Origin of the sequence: Allobosea lupini (genome assembly GCF_900109525.1) — a bacterium.
Taxonomy (GTDB): Bacteria; Pseudomonadota; Alphaproteobacteria; order Rhizobiales; family Beijerinckiaceae; genus Allobosea; species Allobosea lupini.
In genome coordinates this window covers 94987-116243 of sequence record NZ_FOAN01000003.1, presented here as the reverse complement: position 1 = coordinate 116243, position 21257 = coordinate 94987, and the positions used below count along the sequence as shown (strand labels likewise).

Annotated in this window: 19 protein-coding genes; 10 read left to right on the top strand and 9 right to left on the bottom strand. The window is 67.5% G+C overall.

Going from position 1 to position 21257, the window contains the following annotated elements; genetic code table 11:
- The first annotated feature begins 37 nt into the window (after window positions 1-37).
- Window positions 38-2227, top strand: a complete 2190-nt coding sequence (gene pbpC / locus BMZ21_RS10000; protein ID WP_091834270.1) for a penicillin-binding protein 1C — start codon at window positions 38-40, stop codon at window positions 2225-2227.
- Window positions 2228-2389: 162 nt separating this feature from the next.
- Here the strand turns inward: pbpC and BMZ21_RS09995 are convergent, their stop codons facing one another.
- The 3 genes from BMZ21_RS09995 to BMZ21_RS09985 form a co-directional block, all read right to left on the bottom strand.
- The gene (locus BMZ21_RS09995; RefSeq protein WP_091832798.1) at window positions 2390-3373 is read right to left on the bottom strand and encodes a tripartite tricarboxylate transporter substrate-binding protein; all 984 of its coding nucleotides are present in this window, start codon (window positions 3371-3373) and stop codon (window positions 2390-2392) included.
- 146 nt (window positions 3374-3519) lie between these two features.
- Window positions 3520-6594, bottom strand: a complete 3075-nt coding sequence (locus tag BMZ21_RS09990) for an efflux RND transporter permease subunit (protein WP_091832795.1) — start codon at window positions 6592-6594, stop codon at window positions 3520-3522.
- Window positions 6591-7715: an efflux RND transporter periplasmic adaptor subunit gene (locus BMZ21_RS09985; RefSeq protein WP_091832792.1), complete on the bottom strand. Its 1125-nt coding sequence runs from the start codon at window positions 7713-7715 to the stop codon at window positions 6591-6593. The genes BMZ21_RS09990 and BMZ21_RS09985 overlap by 4 nt, the downstream gene beginning before the upstream one ends.
- A gap of 136 nt (window positions 7716-7851) precedes the next feature.
- On the opposite strand from BMZ21_RS09985, the gene BMZ21_RS09980 reads away from it, so the two are divergent.
- The 8 genes from BMZ21_RS09980 (at window position 7852) to BMZ21_RS09945 (ending at window position 14442) form a co-directional block, all read left to right on the top strand.
- Window positions 7852-8466, top strand: coding sequence for a TetR/AcrR family transcriptional regulator (locus tag BMZ21_RS09980; protein ID WP_167561595.1), 615 nt, complete (start codon window positions 7852-7854; stop codon window positions 8464-8466).
- Between the two features lie 147 nt (window positions 8467-8613).
- Window positions 8614-9432 (top strand): phosphonate ABC transporter ATP-binding protein, encoded by an 819-nt coding sequence (phnC, locus tag BMZ21_RS09975; RefSeq protein WP_091832786.1) that lies wholly within the window; start codon window positions 8614-8616, stop codon window positions 9430-9432.
- Between the two features lie 76 nt (window positions 9433-9508).
- On the top strand, window positions 9509-10426 hold the full coding sequence (phnD, locus tag BMZ21_RS09970; RefSeq protein ID WP_091832783.1) for a phosphonate ABC transporter substrate-binding protein: 918 nt from the start codon (window positions 9509-9511) through the stop codon (window positions 10424-10426).
- Window positions 10427-10588: 162 nt separating this feature from the next.
- Window positions 10589-11470: a phosphonate ABC transporter, permease protein PhnE gene (gene phnE, locus BMZ21_RS09965; protein WP_091832780.1), complete on the top strand. Its 882-nt coding sequence runs from the start codon at window positions 10589-10591 to the stop codon at window positions 11468-11470.
- Entirely contained in the window at window positions 11467-12321 is an 855-nt protein-coding gene (gene phnE / locus BMZ21_RS09960; RefSeq protein WP_091832777.1) for a phosphonate ABC transporter, permease protein PhnE, read from the top strand. The genes phnE (BMZ21_RS09965) and phnE (BMZ21_RS09960) overlap by 4 nt, the downstream gene beginning before the upstream one ends.
- Before the next feature lie 165 nt (window positions 12322-12486).
- Window positions 12487-13119: a glutathione S-transferase family protein gene (locus tag BMZ21_RS09955; RefSeq protein WP_091832774.1), complete on the top strand. Its 633-nt coding sequence runs from the start codon at window positions 12487-12489 to the stop codon at window positions 13117-13119.
- Window positions 13120-13147: 28 nt separating this feature from the next.
- Window positions 13148-14068, top strand: a complete 921-nt coding sequence (locus BMZ21_RS09950) for a DMT family transporter (protein ID WP_091832771.1) — start codon at window positions 13148-13150, stop codon at window positions 14066-14068.
- Window positions 14069-14124: 56 nt separating this feature from the next.
- Window positions 14125-14442: a DMT family transporter gene (locus BMZ21_RS09945; protein ID WP_091832767.1), complete on the top strand. Its 318-nt coding sequence runs from the start codon at window positions 14125-14127 to the stop codon at window positions 14440-14442.
- A gap of 3 nt (window positions 14443-14445) precedes the next feature.
- Here BMZ21_RS09945 and BMZ21_RS09940 read toward each other — a convergent pair whose 3' ends face one another.
- Window positions 14446-15348, bottom strand: a complete 903-nt coding sequence (locus BMZ21_RS09940) for a LysR family transcriptional regulator (protein ID WP_091832764.1) — start codon at window positions 15346-15348, stop codon at window positions 14446-14448.
- Window positions 15349-15372: 24 nt separating this feature from the next.
- Window positions 15373-16344, bottom strand: coding sequence for a KpsF/GutQ family sugar-phosphate isomerase (locus BMZ21_RS09935; RefSeq protein ID WP_091834267.1), 972 nt, complete (start codon window positions 16342-16344; stop codon window positions 15373-15375).
- A 149-nt stretch (window positions 16345-16493) separates the two neighbouring features.
- Between BMZ21_RS09935 and BMZ21_RS09930 the strand changes: the two genes are divergently transcribed.
- The gene (locus BMZ21_RS09930) at window positions 16494-18050 is read left to right on the top strand and encodes an outer membrane beta-barrel protein (RefSeq protein ID WP_143079683.1); all 1557 of its coding nucleotides are present in this window, start codon (window positions 16494-16496) and stop codon (window positions 18048-18050) included.
- Window positions 18051-18063: 13 nt separating this feature from the next.
- Here the strand turns inward: BMZ21_RS09930 and BMZ21_RS09925 are convergent, their stop codons facing one another.
- The 4 genes from BMZ21_RS09925 to phnL are packed head-to-tail and all read right to left on the bottom strand — an operon-like array spanning window position 18064 to window position 21255.
- A complete protein-coding gene (locus tag BMZ21_RS09925; RefSeq protein WP_091832758.1) occupies window positions 18064-18684 on the bottom strand; it encodes an LbetaH domain-containing protein in 621 nt (206 codons plus the stop codon).
- A 24-nt stretch (window positions 18685-18708) separates the two neighbouring features.
- Entirely contained in the window at window positions 18709-19410 is a 702-nt protein-coding gene (locus BMZ21_RS09920) for a DUF1045 domain-containing protein (protein WP_091832755.1), read from the bottom strand.
- A gap of 7 nt (window positions 19411-19417) precedes the next feature.
- Window positions 19418-20557, bottom strand: coding sequence for an alpha-D-ribose 1-methylphosphonate 5-triphosphate diphosphatase (locus BMZ21_RS09915; protein WP_091832752.1), 1140 nt, complete (start codon window positions 20555-20557; stop codon window positions 19418-19420).
- Complete coding sequence (phnL, locus tag BMZ21_RS09910) at window positions 20557-21255, bottom strand: phosphonate C-P lyase system protein PhnL (RefSeq protein ID WP_091832749.1); 699 nt, start codon at window positions 21253-21255, stop codon at window positions 20557-20559. Before phnL ends, BMZ21_RS09915 begins: the two co-directional genes overlap by 1 nt.
- Between the last annotated feature and the right edge of the window lie 2 nt (window positions 21256-21257).

Genomic DNA, 21257 nt, shown 5'->3' with positions numbered 1-21257 from the left:
CTTCTCCCCTCGTGGGAGAAGGTGGCAGCGCGGAGCGCTGACGGATGAGGGAAGTCAGGCGCAAGCTGACAACTGCCTCACCCAGTCGCGCGGCCCTCATCCGTCTGCTCCGCAGACACCTTCTCCCCCGAGGGGAGAAGGGAAGAGCGTCTGGCCGCGCCGGCTTGCCTATGCCGGCCTCGGCGTCGGTGCGCTGGCCGCGGCCACCGCCGCCTCCCTCTTCTGGTACGCCTCCACCCTGCCCCCGATCGATTTTACCGCCGCCCGCGACCGCTCGACCGTGGTGCTCGACCGCGAGGGCAAGCTGCTGCGCCCCTTCGTCACCGCGGACGGGCGCTGGAAGCTGCCGGTCGGCGCCGATGACGTCGATCCGCGCTACCTTTCCATGCTCAAGGCCTTCGAGGACAAGCGCTTCGATCAGCATGCCGGCATCGATCCGCTCGGCGCCTTGCGCGCCGCGGGGCAGATGCTGGCGAATGGCCGCATCGTCTCCGGCGGCTCGACTCTGACCATGCAGGTCGCCCGCCTGCTCGAACCGCGCCAAGAGCGCTCGCTCGCAGCCAAACTCAGGCAGGCGGTGCGCGCGATCGAGCTGGAGCAGCGCTTCAGCAAGACGCAGATTCTCGACCTCTACCTGACGCTCGCTCCCTTCGGCGGCAATCTCGAGGGCGTGCGCGCCGCGAGCTTCGCCTATTTCGGCAAGGAGCCAAAGCGGCTCTCGACCGCGGAAGCCGCATTGCTGGTCGCCCTGCCGCAATCGCCGGAGACGCGCCGGCCCGACCGTTTCCCGGAAGCCGCGCGCAAGGCCCGCGAGCGTGTGTTAGCCCGCGTCGAGGCGGCCGGGCTCGCGACCTCTGACGAGGTTGCCGCCGCACGCGAAGAGCCGGTGCCGACCGCGCGAAAGCCCTTCCCGAACCTCGCACCGCACACGGCCGAACAGGTCGTCGCCGAGGCCCCGGAGCAGCGCAGCCAGCGCCTCACCATCGATGCCCGCTGGCAGGCGAGCCTGGAGCAGCTCGCCCGCGAGCGCGCGATCGGCCAGGGCCCGCAGCTCTCGATCGCCATCCTGGTCGCCGATAACGAGACCGGCGATATCCGCGCCTCGGTCGGCGGCGTCGATTATTTCGACGCCGGGCGCGCCGGCTCGCTCGACCTGACGCAGGCGCTGCGCTCCCCCGGCTCTGCGCTGAAGCCCTTTATCTATGCGCTCGCCTTCGACAACGGCCTCGCCCATCCTGAGACCATGCTGGAGGACCGGCCGACCCGCTACGGCCTCTATGTTCCCGAGAATTTCGACCTCGGCTTCCAGGGCATGGTCAGCGCCCGCAAGGCGCTGCAGCTCTCGCTCAACCTGCCGGCGGTGGAACTGCTATCGGCAGTCGGTCCGCAGCGCTTCCTGTCGCGCCTGAAGGATACCGGCGCCGCCATCGCCATGCCCAGGGATGGCGGCGCACCCGGCCTCGCCATCGGCCTCGGCGGCCTCGGCATCACCCTCTCCGACCTGACCCGGCTCTATGTCGGCCTCGCCCGCGGCGGCGAAGTCGTGCCGCTGCATGTAAAGTCGGCGAGCGGCGTGATCGAGCCGCCCTTGCGTCTCGTCGAACCGGTCGCCGCCTGGTATGTCGCCGATACGCTGCTCGGTGCGCCGCCGCCGCTCAACGCCCCGCCCGGCCGGATCGCCTACAAGACCGGCACCTCCTACGGCTATCGCGACGCCTGGGCGGTCGGCTTCGACCGCAAGCACACCATCGGCGTCTGGGTCGGCCGGCCCGACAATGGCGCGGTGCCCGGCCTCGTCGGGCGCGTCGTCGCGGCTCCGATCCTGTTCGACGCCTTCGCCCGCATCGGCCTCGATCCGCGGCCCTTCGAACAGCCGCCGGGGACAATCTCGGCCAGCAGCGCGACCCTGCCGCCTCCGCTGCGGCATTTGCGCCAGGACGTGCCGAAGACGGTAGCCGCGCTGGCGACGCCGGGCCTCAAGCTCGCCTTCCCGCCCGAGGGTGCGAAGATCGATCTTTCCGCCTCGGCGGTCGACGGTGCGCCGCAGCTCAACCTCAAGGTCTCCGGCGGCGTCGCGCCGTTCACCTGGCTGGTCGACGGCGCGCCGGTGATGGCGGCGGTGAAGCGCCGCGAGGCCGCCTGGCAGCCGCCCGGCAAGGGCTTCGTGCGCATCTCGGTGATCGATGCCGCCGGCGCCAGCGAGAGCGTATCGGTCAGGCTGCAATAAACTGAGGTTGCTCAGGAGAAACGAGTCGTCCCGGGCGACCGGAGGGAGACCCGGGACCCATTCCGGAACCCCTTTCGGATAGGCTCAGGAATGGATCCCGGATCTCCGCTGCGCTCCGTCCGGGATGACAAGGTTTTTCGATCCTTGGAACGAAGCTCAGCGTCACTCGATCTTGACGCCGCTCGCCTTGATGATCGGCGCCCAACGCTCGATCTCGGCGCCGACGAAGGAACGTAGCCCAGCCGGCTCCTGCAATTCAGCCGAGGGGATCTCGGCGCCGAGTTCGTTGAGCTTGGCCTTGACCGTCGCATCGGCAAGCGCCGCCTTCAGCGCTCCGTTCAGCTTGGCGACGACCGGCGCAGGCGTGTCCTTGGGCGCGAACATCGCGTTCCAGACCTCGACCTTGAAGCCGGGCACGCCGGCTTCCGTGCTGGTCGGCACATCCGGCAGCGCCGTCGCACGGGCAGCCGAGGCGACGGCCAGCGTCTTGATCGTGCCGGCGCGATGCTGCGGGGCGACGTTCACCGCCTGGTCGCAGAGATAGTCGACCTGGCCGGCGACGAGATCGTTCATCGCCGGGCCGGTGCCGCGATAGGGCACGCCATTGGGTTTCACCCCGACGACCGTGTTGAAGAGCAGGCAGGTGGTGTGGCTGACCGAGCCCACGCCGGCATGGGCGTTGCTCGCCGCCTTCTCGTTCGCCTTCACCCAGGCGACGAACTCGGCGAGTGTGCCGCTCGGATGGGTCTTGCGGACGGTCAGGAAGATCGGGTTGGTGTTGACCAGCCCGACCGGGGCGAAGTCTTCGACCGGCCGGTATTTCAGGTTCGGGTTGAGCGAGACGGCGGCGGCATGCGTGCCGGTATGACCAATCAGGATGACATGGCCGTCGGCGGGCGAGGCCATCAGGCGCTGCCCGGCGAGCGTGCCGGCGGCGCCGACCGCGTTCTCGATGATCACCGGCTGGCCGAGCGTGCGGCTCATATGCTCGCCGACCAGGCGCCCGACCACGTCGGTCGGCCCGCCGGCCGCGAACGGGATCAGCATGGTGACCGGCTTGCTCGGGAAGGTCTGCGCCTGCGCGGTGGGAATAGAAGTCGCCATGCAGGCGGCGAGCACCGCCTTGAGCCAGAAACCGATCCTCATGCGTTCCTCCCGTTGATGTCACGGGCGGTCGCCTGAGTTCTCGCTCATTGGGCACCGCCGCCGCGACGGTTAGCGTCGGGCGGCGGTGAAAGCGAATAGACGTTTCCGCTAAGGGCTATCCGGATATCCTCTACCCGGATCGCCGATCATTCCGCCGGCTGTGGATGCGCCTCGGCAGCCGCATGGCGCGAGCCGTGCTTGCCGCGCGCCATGTAGCTGTAGGCGACCGGCACGACATAGAGTGTGAGCAGCGTGCCGAAGGTCATGCCGCCGACGATGACCCAGCCGATCTGCGAGCGGCTCTCGGCGCCGGCGCCTTCCGCCAAGGCCAGCGGCACGGCGCCGAGCACCATCGCGCCGGTCGTCATCAGGATCGGGCGCAGACGCAGCTCCGCCGCCTCGACCAGGGCGTCGACGAGCTCGCGGCCCTCCTCGCGCAGCTGGTTAGTGAATTCGAGGATCAGGATACCGTGCTTGGTGATCAGCCCGACCAGCGTGATCAGGCCGATCTGGCTGTAGACGTTGAGCGTGCCACCAGAGAAATAGAGCGCCGCGAGCGCACCGGTGAGCGAGAGGGGCACCGAGACCATGATCACGACCGGATCGACGAAGCTCTCGAACTGGGCCGCCAGCACCAGATAGATGAAGCCGAGCGCCAGCAGGAAGACCAGCAGGATCGAGGAACCCGACTGCTTGAACTCGCGGCTCTGCCCGGAATAGTCGGTCTGGAACGAGGCCGGGAGGACCTTCGCTGCGCCTTGCTCCAGCACGCTCAGCGCATCGCCAAGCGAATAGCCCGCGCCCGGCACCGCCGTGATCGTCGCCGAGCGTAGCTGGTTGAAGCGGATCAGTTCCTTGGGGGCGACGTTCTCCTCGACCTGGACCAGGCTGGAGAGCTGCACGACCTGGCCGCCACGGCCGATCAGGTAGATCGACTGCAGGGCCTGCGGCGTGTTGCGATCCTCGCCCGCGACCTGCAGCATCACGTCGTACTGCTTGCTGTTCATGTTGAAGCGCGTGACCTGGCGCCCGCCGAGCAGCGTCTCCATGGTGCGCCCGATCACATCGACGCCGACGCCGAGATCGGCGGCGCGCTGGCGGTCGATCGAGACCTTGATCTGCGGCTTGTCGAGGATGAGGTTGCTTTCGATGTTGGTTAGCGCCGGATTGCCCTGCACCTCGGCAATCAGGCGATCGACGTTCGCCTTGATCTCGGCATAACTGTCGGAAGAGCGCAGCACGAACTCGACCGGCTTGCTGTTGGCGCCACCCTGCCCGAGCGAGGGCGGATTGGTCGCGAACAGGCGGATGCCGGGGATCTGCGACAGCCCCTTGTTGATCTCGGCGACGAGATTCTGCTGCTTGCGCTGGCGCTCTTCCCAGGGCTTCAGGCGCGCAAAGGCGATCGCCCGCGTCACGTCGGGGAAGCCGACGATGACGAGGTAGCTGTCGACCTCCTGGATCTTGCTGAAATAGTCCTCGACCCGCCGGGCATAATCGGCGGTGAAGGCCATGGTGGCGCCTTCGGGCGCGACGCCGATCGCAGTGATGGTGCCGCGATCCTCGACCGGCGCCAGCTCGGAGCGGAGGTTGGTGAAGAAGAAATAGCTGCCGCCGGCGACGCCGAGCGCCAGCAGCACGATCAGCGGCCGGATCCTCAGCGCAAAGCGCAGCGAACGGCGATAGCCGCTCGACAGCGCCTCGAAGAAGCGTTCCAGGGCGTTGTAGAGGAAGTTGTGCTTGTTCTCGTGGCGGAGCAACTTGGCGCACATCATCGGGGTCAGCGTCAGCGCGACGAAGCCGGAGACGAGCACGGCGCCGGCGAGCGTCAGCGCGAACTCGACGAAAAGCTTGCCGGTGCGGCCGGTCGAGAACGCCATCGGCGCGTAGACCGCGACCAGCGTCAGCGTCATCGCGACGACGGCGAAGGCGATCTCGTTGATGCCCTTGATCGCGGCCTCGGTCGGCTCAACCCCCTCCTCGATATGACGGTGGACGTTCTCGAGCACGACGATCGCGTCGTCGACGACGAGGCCGATGGCGAGCACCATCGACAGCAGGGTCAGCGTGTTGACCGTGAAGCCCATCGCATACATCAGCGCGAAGGCGCCGATCAGCGACACGGGAATGGTGACGAGCGGGATCAGCGTCGCCCTGAGCGAGCGCAGGAACAGGAAGATGATCAGCACGACGAGGACGACCGCCTCGCCGATCGTCGAATAGACCGCCTTGATCGAGCGGTCGATGAAGATCGAGGTGTCGTAGGAGGTCGCGATCGACATGCCGTCGGGCAGGTCCTCGCGAATGCCCGGCAGCGCCGCGACGACGCCGGCGGAGACGTCGAGCGGATTGGCCGTCGCCTGCTTGACGATGCCGATCGTCACCGAAGGCTGGCCGCCGAACCAGGCCGCGTTGCGCTCCTCGCGCGCGCCGAGCTCCACCTTGGCGAGATCACGCAGCTTGACCGGGAAGCCGCTGGCGTCCTTGACCGTGATCTCGCGGAACTGCTCCGGCGTGATCAGGCTAGTCTGCGAAAGCACCGTGAATTCGCGGTCGTTGCTCTCGATCCGGCCGGACGGGATCTCGACGTTCTGGGCACGCAGCGCCGCCTCGATCTCCTGCACGGTGATGGCATAGGCGGCCATGCGGGCGCGATCGAGCCAGATGCGCATGGCGAACTGGCGCTGGCCGAGGATGCGGACTTCGGCGACGCCGGTGATGTTCTGGACCCGGTCGGAGATGAAGCGGTCGGCGAAGTCGGTCAGCTCCAGCGGCGAATGCCGCTTGCTGGTCAGCGACAGATACATCACCGGCTGGGCGTCGGCCTCGACCTTGGCGATGATCGGCTCGTCGATCTCGTCGGGCATGCGGCCCCGCACGCGGCTGACGCGGTCGCGCACGTCGGAGGCCGCGACGTCGGGATCGACGTCGGGGCGGAAGCGCACCGAGATCTGGCTGCGCTCCTGGCGGCTGGTCGAGTTGATGATCTCGATGCCTTCGATGCCGGCGATCGAGTTCTCCAGGATCTGCGTGACCTGCGTCTCGATGATCTCGGCGCTGGCGCCGCGATAGGTCGTCTGCACCGAGACGATCGGCTCGTCGATGTTCGGATACTCGCGCACCGTCAGGCGCGTATAGGAGACGAAGCCGATCAGGACGACGAGCAGGCTGAGCACAGTCGAGAGGACCGGCCGGCGGACGAAGAGCTCGAACAGGCTCATTGCTGCGCCACACCTGGCGGCACGGCACCCGGCAGCGCGCTGGTCTGGACCGAAGCCTTCTCCTTGATCGCAACGGTCGAGCCATCGCGCAGGCGCATCTGGCCGGCGGTGACGATCTGCTGGCCGGCTTTCAGCCCCTTCACCACCTCGACCTTGCCGAGCAGGCGCTTGCCGAGCTCGACCGGCATGCGCCGCGCCTTGCCGCCCTCGACGACGAAGACCGCCTTGCCGACGCCATCAGGCACCACGGCGGTCTCCGGCACGAGCAGGGCATTGTCGCGCTTGTCGACCACCACTGTGACGCGGGCGAACAGGCCGGGCTTCAGCACGAGGTCGGCATTGGGGATGCTGGCGCGCAGCTTCACGGCGCGGCCATTGACGTCGACCACGGGGTCGATCGCGAAGACCTGGCCGGTGAACGGCCGGTCAGGCACCGCATCCACCTTGAGCTGGATCGGCTGGCCCACCTTGACCTGGGTCAGGAAGATCTCGGGCACGCGGAAATCGACCTTGATCGGGTCGATATTGGTCAGCGTGATCAACTGCTTGCCGACCGAGACGAAATCGCCGATGCCGACCGAGCGCAGACCGACGACACCGGTGAACGGCGCCTTGATCGTCGCCAGAGCGAGCTTGGCCTGGACGAGCTGGATCTTCGCTTCCTGGGAGGCGAGCTGCGCCGTGGCCTGCTCCAGCGCGACCTGCGTGCCGGAGCCGCGCTGCACCAGCGAGCGATTGCGGTCATAGGTGTCGCGGGCGAGCGAGAGATCGGCCTGGGCCTGCTTCAGCTCGGCGTCGAGCATGGCGGTGTCGAGCATCACCAGCTTCTGGTCCTTGGCGACCTTCTCGCCCTCCTTGAAGCCGAGCGCGACCACGCGGCCAGCCATTTCGGGAGCGATCACCACGGATTCGTCGGCGGCGAGCGTGCCGAGCGCCTCGACCTCCTCATTGACCGAAGAGAGCTCGATCGCGCCGACCTCGACCGGCACGGCCGCAGCCTGCCCGGGGGCGGTCGCTTGCGCCTGGACCTGCTGGCCGCTGCCCTTGAAGTGGTTGCGGTAGCCGTAATATCCGCCGCCCGCCAGCCCGGCGATCAGGATAAGGAGGAGAAAACGCTTCATCAGGCTGGACGCTCCGGGAGTACGGACATATTCTAGACTGGACGGTCTAGTTTGATAAGCACCCTTTAAGGGCGGAAGCGTGACGGAATGATCAATGCACGGACGCGGTAGCGCCACCGCTGCAGAAGCAAGACCGATGCCGGCCGAAAAATCACGGCCGGATAAACATGACGCGATCACCAGGGCCGCGTCGGAGACGTTCCTGGCCGAGGGCTTCGATCGCGCCAGCCTCGATCAGATCGCCCAGCGCGCCGGCGTCTCCAAGCAGACCATCTACAGCCATTTCGCCGACAAGCAGGCGCTGTTCCTGGCGATCTGCACCGAACTCACTGAAAAATTGACGATTCCGCTGCGCAGACCGGCCAGAGAGACCGGCGATCTGCGCTCCACCTTGCTGCGTCTCGGCGAGGATGCGCTGGCGATGATGCTGCATCCGGCCTCGCTCGATTTGCATCGCCTGATCGTCGGAGCCGCCGCCCGCTTTCCCGAACTGGGACAGGCTGCGTACGAGGCTGGGGCAGGCCGCATGATAACGGACCTCTCCGCCTTGCTCGCGCAGCGTTCACGATCGGGTGATGGCCTGCCTCGGCCCTTGGCCGACGAGGAGGCCGACAGGCTCGCCGAGCAGTTCATCGGCATGCTGCGCGGCTTCCATCAGGTCCGCGGCCTGTTCGGCATCGCGCGCGCGGCCGACGCCGAGCGCAAGGCTTATGTCGCCGCCTGCGTCGACTTGCTGCTGCGCGCGGGCTGACAGTCCACCTTCTGCCGCGAGTGCGGGCGATATGGTTGACGGTCGATGACCGGCCTTCCACCTCGGCCGTCCCGGAATGCACCTCCTGTCACGGCGCTGTCATCTGCCGCCGATACCGCATCATCCCGCAATCGCGGGAGAGTGTCGATGCTGCGTATCGAGGGTCTGACCAAGCGTTTCGGCGGTAAGGCCGCCGTCGACAACGTCACCCTGTCGATTCCACGCGGCGAGATGGTCGGCATCATCGGCCGCTCGGGCGCCGGCAAGTCGACGCTGCTGCGCATGCTCAACCGCCTCGCCGACGCCAGCGAAGGCCGTATCCTCAGCGAGGAGCGCGACGTCACCGCCCTGCGCGGCGCGGCGCTGCGGGCCTGGCGGCGCGATACCGCAATGATCTTCCAGCAGTTCAACCTGGTCGGCCGCCTTGACGTGCTGACCAATGTCCTGCTCGGCCGCCTCAACCATCGCTCCGCCGCGCTGACACTGGTCAAGAGCTTCTCGCAGGACGACAAGGTTCGCGCCATTGCCGCGCTCGAGCGGCTCGACATGGGCCATCTGCTCGCGCAGCGCGCCGAGACCCTCTCCGGCGGCCAGCAGCAGCGCGTCGCCATCGCCCGCGCTCTGGTGCAGGAGCCGAAGATCATCCTGGCCGACGAGCCGATCGCCTCGCTCGACCCGCGCAACACCCAGGTCGTCATGGACGCGCTGTTCCGCATCAATCGCGAGGACGGCATCACCGTGGTCTGCAATCTCCACCATCTCGACATCGCCGCGAAGTATTGCGACCGGCTGATCGGCATGGCCGGCGGCAAGGTCGTATTCGACGGCCCGCCGCATGCACTGACGAGCGAGCTTGCCGCCGAACTCTACGGCATCGAGGCCAAGGATGCCGGTGCCGAAGCGCTCGACGCGCTCGAAGCCATCGCCAGCCAGGAAGCCAAGCGCGCCAAGCAGAACGCCGCCTGAGACAGCCGGCGGCGTGCCCGCGGGCCTGCCCTTACGCCTGACCTTTCACCACCGACTTTTCCAAAGGAGCACCACCATGCTGACCCGTCGTCATACCCTCACGCTTGCCGCGGCTGGCCTCGCCGCGACGCTCGCTGCGCCTGCCTTCGCGCAGGACTGGAAGGCGAAATATCCCGAGCTGGTCTTCGCCATCATCCCCTCCGAGAACGCCTCGGGCGTGGTCGAGCGCTACACCCCCTTCGTGAACTATCTCGCCAAGGAGCTCGGCACCAAGGTCACGCTGCGCATCGCCAACGACTACGCCGCGATCATCGAGGGCCAGCGCGCCGGCAACATCCATATCGGCATGTACGGCCCGGCCTCCTTCGCCCGCGCGCTGATGACCGGCGCCAAGGTCGACGCCTTCGCGATCGAGACCAATATCGACGGCACCAAGGGCTACTACTCGGTCTTCTACGTGAAGAAGGACTCGCCCTATCAGAAGATCGAGGATCTCAAGGGCAAGAATCTCGGCCTCGTCGACCCGAACTCGACCTCGGGCAACAACGTCCCGCGCTTTGCGCTCGACGGCATGAAGATCGAACCCGAGACCTTCTTCGGCAAGGTCGTCTACACGGGCAGCCACGAGAACGCGATCATCGCCCTGCAGCAGGGCACCGTCGACATCGCCGCGAACTGGTGGAACGACGAGCAGGAATCGAACCTGCTGCGCATGGACCGCAAGAAGATGGTCAAGGCGGACGACTTCCGGATCATCTACAAGTCCGAGCAGATCGTGAACTCGCCGATGGCCTATCTCACCGAGCTGCCGGACGAGCTGAAGGCCAAGATCCGCGACGCGGTGCTGAACCTCGCCACCAAGGACAAGGCCGCCTTCGACAAGATCTATGAAGGCAAGCAGGGCCCGCTCGTCGCCGTCGACAACAAGGCCTACGACCCGATCATCGAGCTGAACAAGTTCGTCGACGCTCTCCGCAAGAAGAAGTCGTCGTAAGTCTTCTCATCCGCTACCCGTCATGGTCGGGCTTGTCCCGACCATCCACGCCTTCGCCTCGCTGATCGCGCGCGGCGCCCAAGACGTGGATGCTCGCCACAAGGGCGAGCATGACGGCGGCGGCGCGCTCTAGCCGCCACTTCCCTCGGCGACGGACCTGTCATGACACTCGCGATCGACCGCACCGATCCCGCCATCGCCGCCCATGCCGAGCTCTATCGGCGCGAAATGGCGGCCAAGCGGCTCCAGACCCTGCTCGGCCTGGGCGTCTTCGTCGCCTGTGTCGTCCTCGCCGGCATCGGCTCCGAGGTCGATATCGCGAAATTCGCCGCGAATGCCTGGCGTTTCCCGAAATACATCCTCGAGACCCTGCCGACGCTGCGCCTGGCGACGCTCGGCGCCGATCTCAAGGAATGGTACTGGGGCCTGAATGGCTGGCTGAAGCTGCTCTGGCAGACGCTGCTGATCGCCTATGTCGGTACCGTGCTCGGCGCTATCGGAGGCTTCTTCCTCTGCTTCGCCGCCGCCAGCAATCTCGGCCGTTTTCCCTGGCTGCGCTGGGGAACGCGCCGCTTCCTCGAATTCTGCCGCACCGTCCCCGAGATCGTCTTCGCGCTGATCTTCGTCATCGCGTTCGGGCTGGGACCGCTGCCCGGCGTGCTCGCCATCGCCATCCACACCATGGGCGCGATGGGCAAGCTCTTCTCCGAGGTGGTCGAGAACATCGACATGAAGCCGGTCGACGGCCTGACCGCGACCGGCGCAGGCTGGTGGCAGACCATCCGCTTCGCCGTGGTGCCGCAGGTGCTGTCGAACTTCGCCAGCTACGCGCTGCTGCGCTTCGAGATCAATGTCCGCGGCGCCTCGATCATGGGCTTCGTCGGCGCCGGCGGCATCGGGCAGGATCTGATCGAGGCGATCCGCAAATTCTACTTCACCGATGTCAGCGCCATCCTCTTGCTGATCATCGTCACGGTGATGCTCATCGACTACGGCACCGAGCGCCTGCGCCATGCGCTGCTCAGCCTGGAGCACGGCAAATGACGCTCGCTCTCTCCGCTGCCGACCGCGCCGCGCTGATCGCCCGCCACAAGGCCGCGATCGCCGGCTCGCTGAAGACCAAGCTGATGACCATCGTCGTCGTCGGCGGCCTCGTCGGACTCTTCCTCTACGGGCTGACGACGCTCGAGACCTCGCTCTGGAAGATCATCGCCGGCTTCGCCAATCTCGGCACCTTCATCGCGCTGATGCTGCCGCCCGATCCCGGCTCGTTCGCCCGCGCCGTCATCTTCGTCAAGGCGCTGTTCGAGACGATCGCCATCGCCTTCCTCGGCACCATCATGGCGGCGATCCTCGCCTTCCCGCTCGGCTTCCTCGCCGCCAAGAACGTCGTCGCCAACCGCATCGTGCATTTCCTGGCACGGCGCTCGATGGACACCGTGCGCGGCGTCGACGCGCTGATCTGGGCGCTGATCTGGGTCAATGTCGTTGGCCTCGGCCCCTTCGCCGGCATGCTGGCGATCATGACCAGCGATCTCGGCGCCTTCGGCAAACTGTTCTCCGAGGCGATCGAATCCGCCGACCGCAAACCCGTCGAGGGCGTCGCCTCGGTCGGCGGCGGCAAGCTGCACGAGATCCGCTTCGGCCTGATCCCGCAGGTGCTGCCGGTGATCGCCAGCCAGGTGCTCTACTACATCGAGTCGAACACCCGCTCCTCGACCATCATCGGCATCGTCGGGGCCGGCGGCATCGGCCTCTATCTCGCCGAGACCATCCGCACGCTCGAATGGCAGCAGGTCTCGTTCCTGATCCTGCTGATCCTGGCGGCGGTGACCGCGATCGACTTCCTCTCGAGCAAGCTGCGGTTCGCCATCATCGGCAAGCGGGCGATCTGAAACCCTCATTCGTCATGGCCGGCGCAATATGCCCCGGCCATGATGCGAGATTGCCAGCATGATCCGAGGCCTGTGCGAATTCGCATAATCTCAAGGCTACATCACACATCGTGATGCGCCATCGCACAATCTATCTCATCGGCATCCAGACTTCGGAGCAAGCCGATGACCCCGATCGACCTCTACACCTACCAGACCCCGAACGGCCACAAGGCCTCGATCATGCTCGAGGAAGCCGGGCTGCCCTACGCCGTCACCGTCATCGACATCGAGGCGGGCGACCAGCACCGGCCGAGCTTCCTGGCGCTCAACCCGAACAACAAGATCCCGGTCATCGTCGACCACGATCATGACCGGACGGTCTTCGAGTCCGGCGCGATCCTGCTTTATCTCGCCGAGCGTTCCGGCGTGCTCCGGCCCAACGGCCCACCGGCGCTGAGCAAGACGCTGCAATGGAGCTTCTTCCAGGCGGCTCATGTCGGGCCGATGATCGGCCAGCTCTGGCATTTCAAGGTCTTCGCCAAGGAGACGCTGCCCTACGCGATCGAGCGCTATGAGCGCGAGACCGCCCGCATCCTACGTGTCCTCGACGGCGAGCTGGCGCTGCGGCCCTATCTGGTCGAAGCCAGCTACGGCATCGCCGACATCATGGTCTGGCCCTGGATCAACGCTCTGCCGAAACTCGGCCTGAGCCTCGCCAAGACCCCTCATCTGCAACGCTGGCACGAGACGATCGCCGCCCGCCCCGCCGTGCAGCGCGGCCTTGCCGTGCCGGCGCTCGCGCACGCCGACGCCTGAGCGCGTCGCTCCCGACAGGATATTCGTCATGGATACCCTCTTCATCCCGCTGTCCCTCGCCGCCGGCGGTCTGCTGGCGGTGCAGGCCGGCGCCAATGCGCAATTGTCGAAGGCGACGGGAAGCCCCTTCGCCGCGACGACGATCCAGGTCGTGCTCGCCGCCCTCCTCCTGCTGATCGTCGCGATCGCAACCGGCACGGCGGCCGCCTTCGGAGGCCTGCAGGCCGTGCCGTGGTGGCATGCGATCGGCGGCGTCGCGACGGCGCTCTATGTCGCCTCGACCATCCTGGTCTTCCCGCGGCTCGGCGCGGTCGTCGCGGTCGGCCTCTTCATCGCCGGCCAGATGCTGGCCTCGCTCGCGCTCGACAGCTTCGGCGTGCTCGGCGTACCCCGGCAGGCGCCGAAGCCCGCGACGCTGATCGGCACGGCGGCCGTGCTCGCCGGTGTGGTGGCGATCGTCTTCGGCCAGAAGGCCGCGACCAAGGAGCTTTCCGGCTCGAAACTCGGCTGGATGCTGCTCGCCCTCGTCGCCGGCGCGGTGCTGCCGGTCCAGGGCGCGATCAACGGGCTGCTGCGGCAGGATCTCGGCGCGCCCTTCGTCGTCGGAACGATCAGCTTCGCGGTCGCGACCCTGTCGATGATCGTCGTTCTCTTGGTGACGCTGCTGACGGGTGGCGCGAAACCGCAGCTCGGCGGCCTCAAGGCCATGCCCTGGTGGGGCTGGATCGGCGCGGTCTGCGGCGCGACCTATGTCACCACCGTCTTCGTCGCGATCCCTGCCATCGGCACCGCCGCGACCGTCGGCCTGACCGTCGCCGGCCAGCAGATCGTCTCGCTCTTCGTCGATCGTTACGGCTGGTTCCGCCTACCCCAGCGCGAAATCTCGACCCTGCGCTTTGCCGGCGTCGTGGTCCTGCTGCTCGGCGTCGCTGCGATCAAGGTCTTCTGAACGCTTCCCGACGGCGCCGATCCGACGCCGTCACCCCATTTCCACGGAGACATCCCATGTCCTGGTTGCTGCTCACCGGAGCCGGACTGCTTGAGATCGTCTGGGCGATTGCGCTGAAGCAGGCCGGCGGCTTCACCCGTTTCTGGCCGAGCCTGATCGGCATCGTCTCGGCGATCGTTAGCTTCGTCATGCTGTCGCTGGCGCTGAAGCAATTGCCGGTCGGGACCGCCTATGCGGTCTGGGTCGGCATCGGCGCGCTCGGTGTCGCCATCGCGGGCATCGTCGCCCTCGGCGAGAGCGCCTCGCCCGCGCGCCTTGGCCTGCTCGCGCTGATCCTGATCGGCGTGATCGGCCTCAAGCTGGTCGAGGCCTGATCCTCAGGCGGACGACGCGGCCTCGCCCTCCAACAAGGCGCGGCGCTTGCGGAAGGCGCCATAGGCAAAATCGGTGAAGGCGCGGACCCGCGCCGCGGCGCGCAGATCCTCATGGGTCAGGATCCACAAGGCCGTCTCCATCTCCGGCAGGGGACGGCGCACGCAAGCGAGGGCCGGGAGGCTGTCACCGAGATAGCAGGGCAGCGCGACCAGCCCGAGGCCCGCCACCGCCGCCTGCTGCATCGCCAGCAGCGAATCGGCCCGCAACGCGATATCGCTCTTCGGCAATTTCGCCTGCATCCAGCGCGCCACCGAGGTTCCCGCGAGCGTGTCGTCCGGCCCGATCCAGCGATGCTCGGCGAGGTCGGCATGATCGTAGCGCGCGAGATAGGCGGGCGCGGCGTAGATCGCGAAGGCGATCCTGCCGACCCGGCGCCCGACCAAGGTCACCGGCGGATTGTCGGCGGTGCGCAAGGCGACATCGGCATCGCGCTTGGTCAGGTTGAACATCAGGTTGGAGACCGCGACCTCCAGGGCGATGCCGGGATGGGCCTCGCCGAACTCGGCGAGGATCTCGGGCAGGATCGAGCCCATCAGCGTGTCGGTGGCGGTGACCCGGAGCGTGCCGGAGAGTCGCAGGTCCTGGCCGGCGATCCTGCGTTCGAGCTCGGTGACGGTGCCGGCGATGCTGCGCGCCGCCGCGACCAGCTCCTCCCCGCCGGCCGTCAGCACATAGCCGGTCGGCAGGCGCTCAAACAGGCGAAGGCCCAGTTGCTGCTCGAAGGCGGCGATGCGGCGCAGCACCGTCGAATGGTTGACGCGCAGTTCGCGCGCCGCGCCGGCGAGCGAACCGGCCTCGGCAACGGCGAGGACATAGCGCAGATCATCCCATTCGAGCGCGGCCATGGGCCCCTCGCCAGATGCTAAGGGTCAGGCGACGCCCAGTGCCAAGAGATCGTGAACGTGGACGAGGCCGACCGGCCTGTCGTCGGCATCGGCGACGATCAGCGCCGTGACGCGCAGACGGTTGACCATCTCCAAAGCTTCGGCCGTCAGCGCGTCCGGCGCAATCCTGCGCGGATCCCGGGTCATCACGTCGCTCGCCAGCCGGCCGCCCCAGCCAGAGCCGAGCTTACGGCGGAGATCGCCATCGGTGACGACCCCGGTGAGCTTGCCGTCGGCATCGATCACGATGGCGCAGCCGAAGCCCTTGGCGGTGATCATCGAGACGACATCGGCCATCGCAGCGGTCTCGCCGACGACCGGCAGGCGCTCGCCGGAATGCATGATGGTCGCGACGGTCTTGAGCTGCGCGCCCAGCTTGCCGCCGGGGTGGTAGACGTAGAAGTCCTGCCGCGAAAAGCCGCGCGCCTCCAACAAGGCGACCGCGAGCGCATCGCCGAGCGCCATCTGCATCGTCGTCGAGGTCGTCGGCGCGAGCCCGTTCGGGCAGGCCTCCTCGGCCTTGGGCAGGACGAGCGGGACATCGGCCTCGCGGCCGAGTGCGCTGTCGCGATTGGCGGTGATCGCGATCAGCCCGACGCGGAAACGGCGGGTGTAGCCGACGATCGCCGAGAGCTCGACCGCCTCGCCCGACCAGGACAGGGCGATGACGACGTCCTCGGGCTGGACCATGCCGAGATCGCCATGGCTGGCCTCGGCCGGGTGGACGAAATAGGAGGGTGTCCCGGTCGAGGCGAGCGTCGCCGCGATCTTGCGGCCGACATGGCCGGACTTGCCCATGCCGGTGACGATGACGCGACCAGTGGCGGCGCGGATCATCTCGACGGCGGCGGCGAAAGGCTCGGCAAGGCCGTTGCCGATCGCCTGATGCAAGGCGTCGAGCCCGGCGCGTTCGGTGGCGATGGTGCGGAGGGCGGAGGCGCTGATGGTCGCGGTCATGGAGCGCGCCTCTAGCACGGCGCAGGTCCGCCTGGCCACCGGCGCCGGCGCATTGACGGGGCATTAACCCTCTTCGTTCTAACTCCATTAACCATGCGCGCCGACCCGGCGCGGATAAGCCTTTGCCTCGCCGGAGCATCGTCGCGCCCGTGTCCCGTTTCGCCCAGATCTGCTGGCTGGCAGGCGTCGCAGGCTGCTGCGGCGTCGCCGGGCTGACGGCCTGGCCGGAGCAGGCCTCCGCGCAGACGCAGCCGGCCGATACGCCGGCACGCGCACGGACGCCGGCCTTGCGGACCGGTACGCCGGACTATGTCGCGCAAAGGCCGAACCCGGCTCCGGGGACTGCGTCCGCGCTGCCGGATGGTGTCGACGATGCCGCCCCTGCCCCGCGCGGCCGCTCCAGCGCGATCTCAAACGGCCAGCCGACGCGCGCCAGCCAGCCGGTCCGGTCCTCGCGCCTTCGCGGCGTCACCCAGCGTGAGTTCCGCGCGCCACCGCAGAGCGTGTCCAACCTGCCGCCGGCGCCCCTGCCGGTACCCGAACCGCGCAAGCGCAAGCGGCCGGAGGAAGACCCCTACGCGCCGCTCGGCCTGCGGCTCGGCAATGTCATCCTGCGCCCGGCGATCACCGGCTCGGTCGGCTACGACAGCAATCCCGAGCGCATTTCCGGGCCGAGCAAGGGTTCGCTGTTCACCCGCACCGAGGGCGAGCTCGGCGTCCAGTCCGACTGGAACGTTCACGAGCTCACCGGCATGCTGCGCGGCGGCTACAGCCGCTATTATCGCAACGACAGTGCCTCGCGCCCAGACGCGGAAGGCAACATGTCCTTGCGCCTCGACGCGACGCGCGACACCCGCATCCTGCTCGAATCGCGCCTGCGGCTCGACACCCAGCGCCCGGGCTCACCCGACCTGACCTCCGCCGTGCAGGGCCGGCCGATCACCTGGAACTATGGCGCCGCGGCCGGCGTCACCCATGATTTCAACCGCTTGCAGGTGACCTTGCGTGGCGCAATCGACCGGCAGGACTACGAGGACGCCGAACTCGGCAATGGCCGCATCCTCAGCCAGGCCGACCGCAACCAGACGCAATACGGCCTGCGCCTGCGCGCCGCCTATGAGGTGACGCCAGGCTTCAAGCCCTTCGTCCAGGGCGAAATCGACACGCGCCAGTTCGACGAAAAGGTCGATTCCAGCGGCTATATGCGCTCCTCCGACGGCTATACCCTTCGCCTCGGCTCGAGCTTCGAGATCAGCCGCATGCTCACCGGCGAGGTCTCCGGCGGCTATCAGGATCGCAAATACGAGGATGGCCGCCTGCGGAACCTGCGCGGCTTCGTCGGCGATGCCGCGATCCTGTGGACGCCGACGCCGCTGACCACGGTGACGCTGCGCGGCTCGGCCGAGCTCGGCGACACCACCATCCCCGGCTCGAGCGGCACGACGGCGCGCCGCGTCGGCCTCGAAGTGGCGCATGCGCTACGCCGCAACCTGACCGTCACCGGCTTCACCACCTTCGCCCGCACCGAATATGACGGCCAGGACCTGCGCGAGAACCTCTCCACCATCGGTGCCAGGATCGAATACAAGCTGACCCGGACCTTCGCGATCCGCGCCAGCTTCACCCATGAGCGGCTGAACTCGACCAACCAGGGCTCCGACTACACCGCGAACGTCGCGCAGGTCGGCTTGCGCGTGCAGTTCTGACGGCGCCGGGCTCTCAGCCCTCGTATTTGTCCAGGAACGCCTCGACGCTCAGCGCCCGGAAGTCGTCGAGCGCGGTGCGCAGGGCGGCGTGCTCCCAATCCCACCAGGCCAGTGCCTTCAGCCGCTCGGCGATCTCCTCCGGGAAACGCCGGCGGATGATGCGGGCCGGGTTGCCGGCGACGATGGTGTAGTCGGGCACGTCCTTGGTCACGACCGCGCCGCCTGCGACGACCGCGCCAGTGCCGATGCTGCGCCCAGCGAGTACGATGGCGCCATGGCCGATCCAGACATCATGGCCGATCGTGACGGGCGTCGAGCGGCGCCAGTCGAAGAAGGCGGCCTCGTCCTGCGCATCCTCGAAATAGGCGCTGGCGCGATAGGTGAAATGCGCCTGGCTCGCCCGCTGCATCGGATGGTTGCCGGGGTTGATCCGGGTATGCGCCGCGATCGAGCAGAACTTGCCGATCGTCGTGTAGATGATGTTGGAATCGTTCACGACATAGGAATAGTCGCCAAGCGTCGATTCCGCGAAGACGGTGCGGGCACCGATCTCGGTATAGCGGCCGAGCACGGCGTCGCGGACGGTCGCGGTCGGGTCGATCACGGGTTCGAGCCCGAGCTTCTTGCCTGCCATGACGGGCCTTCCGTTGGGGATGAACTAGCCGAGCGGGATGCTGTCGAGCAGCACGAAGTGGCTGCTGCGGCTCTGCTGCTTGAAGATGGCGACGCGGTCGATCGGGACCGGGCCAGCCGGCAAGGCCTGCACATAAGCCTGCGCCAGTGCCGCCTTGACCGAAGCCACCTCTGCGTCTGGCAACGACCCGGTCAGCGTCATGTGGAAGCGAAAGGCGTCACCGACATAAGGGTAGCCATAGGCCTCGAGATAGGCCCGGTGCGCCGGCGTCAGCGGGCTCTGCAGCCGGCGCGCCAGATCAGCCTGCGAGAGCGGGGCGCGGAACGGCTCGAAGGCCTGCACAATGTCGAAGGCGAAGCGCTGCAGCTCCTCGCTCGGTTCCGACGGAGTCAGCGCGATGAAGCGGCCGAGCGCGTTGATCGAAAGCCCGGCGAGCCGGACCGGCGGGCGCCCGGCGACATAATTGCGGGCGAAGGCGCGCAAGGCGCCCTCATTGCGGCCATTGGCAAGCTCGAACGGCGCCTTCAACGTGGCGTGGAAGCCGTAGCGGCGCGGCTCGGCGGTGATCTCCGACCAGTCGAGACCTTCGTAGCCCGGCGGGACCGCCAAGTCGACATCCGCACCGGTGACGGCATCATAACCCAGCGTGGCGCTGCCGAAGCGCCAGAGGGCGCTTTCGGCGGCGGGGGCGTAGTAGAGCGCGTAGCGCGGCGCAGGTTGGGTCATGCTGCGCTCAGAAGGCCCGGCGTCCCTGCGACCAGACGGTGGCGATCACCGGCGTCGGGCCCAGCGCCTTGAAGCGCACGAGATCGGCGCGCAGGCCGGGCTTGAGATGGCCGCGATCCTTCAGGCCGAGAATGTCGGCGACCTTCCAGGTGACCTTGGCCATCGCCGCCGGCAGGGTGATGCCGTGCTTGCCATGGAGCTTGAGCACGGCCTGCAGCAGGCTCGCCGGGACATAGTCGGAGGAGAGCCCGTCGAGCAGGTCCTTCTCGGCGAGCTCGGCCACCGAAACGCCGCCGGAATGCGAGCCGCCGCGCACGACATTGGGCGCGCCGGCGATGGTGGCGAGGCCGCGCTGCTTGGCGGCCTGCGCCGCCTCGACCGTGGTCGGGAATTCCGAGATCACCGCGCCCGAGGCGATGCCGGCCTCGACATGCTCGATCGTCGTGTCGTCATGGGTCGCGATCGGGATGCCGCGGGCCTGGAACATCTCGACGACGGCGCTCCAGTTGCGGCCGACATTGGCCGTCCCCTCGCGCTGGCGGACGCTGACATCCTCCTCGAACTCCGCTTCGGTCTTGCCGTTGCCGAGCGCGTAGGTGCGCAAGTGGGCGAGATCGCGCCACTGCCGTTGGCCGGGGGTGTGGTCCATCAGCGAGATCAGCTGGACCAGGGCATCGTCCTGATAGGGCTCGATATCCCTCAGCAAATCGGGGCTGGTCAGTTCGCAGCGCATATGGATGCGGTGGTCGATGCGGAAGACGTTCTCGGCGGTACCCAGCCGCAGCGCATCCATCACGTCGGCGAAGATGTCCTTGCGATAGTCCTTGGCCGAGAAGGGCGTGCCGGCGCAGATCGCGTCATAGACGGTGGTGACGCCGGCGGCCGCCATCTGCGCGTCATGGACCAGCGCCGCCGCGAGCCCGTTCGGCCAGAAGACCTTGGGGCGCGGCATGAAGTGCTTTTCCATGTTGTCGGTGTGCATCTCGACGAGGCCGGGCGCGACATAGTCGCCCTGGGCGTCGATCGCCTCCGGCAGCGAGGAGCGGCCCTGGTCGACTGAACGGATGCCGCTCTCGTCGAAGGCGATGGTCCCGGTGACGACCTCGTCCTCGAGGATCAGGCGGGCATTGGTCAGGATGGTGGACATCAGGCGGCCTTCCGGAAATCGGTGATGTCGAGATAGCGGGTCGCGACAGCCTCTCGCACGGCTTCGTCATGGAAGATACCGACGATGGCGGAGCCCTGTTCGCGGGCCTCCGCGATCAGCCTGACCACGACATTGCGGTTGTTGGCGTCGAGCGAGGCGGTCGGCTCGTCGATCAGCATGATCGGCGAGGGATCGACGAAGGAGCGGGCGATGTTGACGCGCTGCTGCTCGCCGCCGGAGAAGGTTGCGGGAGCAAGGTCCCAGAGGCGCTGCGGCAGGTTGAGGCGGGCGAGCATGGCTTTCGCGCGCGCGCCGGCTTCCTCGGGCGTGGCGCCGCGAGCGAGCAGCGGGTCGCGGACGATGTCGAGCGCCGTGACGCGCGGGATGACCCGCAGGAACTGCGAGACGAAACCGAGCGTGCGGCGGCGGATGTCGAGCACGGTGCGCGGCACGGCCGAAACGATGTCGATCTGCCGGCCGCCATGGGTGATGGCGATGGTGCCGGAGGTCGGCCGGTAATTGCCGTAAAGGATGCGCAGCAGGCTGGATTTACCGGCGCCCGAAGCACCTGCCAGCACAAGCGCCTCGCCGGCAGCGACCGAGAAGTTGACGTTGTCGAACACCGGCAGGCGCACGCCGCCCTGGTTGTGCAGGGTGAATTCCTTGGCGACGTTCTCGACGTGAATCATCGTGGTCATGG

Bases quoted from the DNA above. Each gene is read 5' to 3' on its own strand.
- BMZ21_RS09945 (WP_091832767.1), top strand. From the start codon at position 14,125: ATGTCCTGGTTGCTGCTCACCGGAGCCGGACTGCTTGAGATCGTCTGG.
- BMZ21_RS09955 (WP_091832774.1), top strand. From the start codon at position 12,487: ATGACCCCGATCGACCTCTACACCTACCAGACCCCGAACGGCCACAAG.
- phnC (WP_091832786.1), top strand. From the start codon at position 8,614: ATGCTGCGTATCGAGGGTCTGACCAAGCGTTTCGGCGGTAAGGCCGCC.
- phnE (WP_091832780.1), top strand. From the start codon at position 10,589: ATGACACTCGCGATCGACCGCACCGATCCCGCCATCGCCGCCCATGCC.
- BMZ21_RS09985 (WP_091832792.1), bottom strand. From the start codon at position 7,715: ATGAAGCGTTTTCTCCTCCTTATCCTGATCGCCGGGCTGGCGGGCGGC.
- phnD (WP_091832783.1), top strand. From the start codon at position 9,509: ATGCTGACCCGTCGTCATACCCTCACGCTTGCCGCGGCTGGCCTCGCC.
- BMZ21_RS09935 (WP_091834267.1), bottom strand. From the start codon at position 16,344: ATGACCGCGACCATCAGCGCCTCCGCCCTCCGCACCATCGCCACCGAA.
- BMZ21_RS09915 (WP_091832752.1), bottom strand. From the start codon at position 20,557: ATGTCCACCATCCTGACCAATGCCCGCCTGATCCTCGAGGACGAGGTC.
- BMZ21_RS09995 (WP_091832798.1), bottom strand. From the start codon at position 3,373: ATGAGGATCGGTTTCTGGCTCAAGGCGGTGCTCGCCGCCTGCATGGCG.
- BMZ21_RS09925 (WP_091832758.1), bottom strand. From the start codon at position 18,684: ATGGCAGGCAAGAAGCTCGGGCTCGAACCCGTGATCGACCCGACCGCG.
- phnE (WP_091832777.1), top strand. From the start codon at position 11,467: ATGACGCTCGCTCTCTCCGCTGCCGACCGCGCCGCGCTGATCGCCCGC.
- phnL (WP_091832749.1), bottom strand. From the start codon at position 21,255: ATGACCACGATGATTCACGTCGAGAACGTCGCCAAGGAATTCACCCTG.
- BMZ21_RS09980 (WP_167561595.1), top strand. From the start codon at position 7,852: ATGCCGGCCGAAAAATCACGGCCGGATAAACATGACGCGATCACCAGG.
- BMZ21_RS09990 (WP_091832795.1), bottom strand. From the start codon at position 6,594: ATGAGCCTGTTCGAGCTCTTCGTCCGCCGGCCGGTCCTCTCGACTGTG.
- BMZ21_RS09940 (WP_091832764.1), bottom strand. From the start codon at position 15,348: ATGGCCGCGCTCGAATGGGATGATCTGCGCTATGTCCTCGCCGTTGCC.
- BMZ21_RS09920 (WP_091832755.1), bottom strand. From the start codon at position 19,410: ATGACCCAACCTGCGCCGCGCTACGCGCTCTACTACGCCCCCGCCGCC.
- BMZ21_RS09950 (WP_091832771.1), top strand. From the start codon at position 13,148: ATGGATACCCTCTTCATCCCGCTGTCCCTCGCCGCCGGCGGTCTGCTG.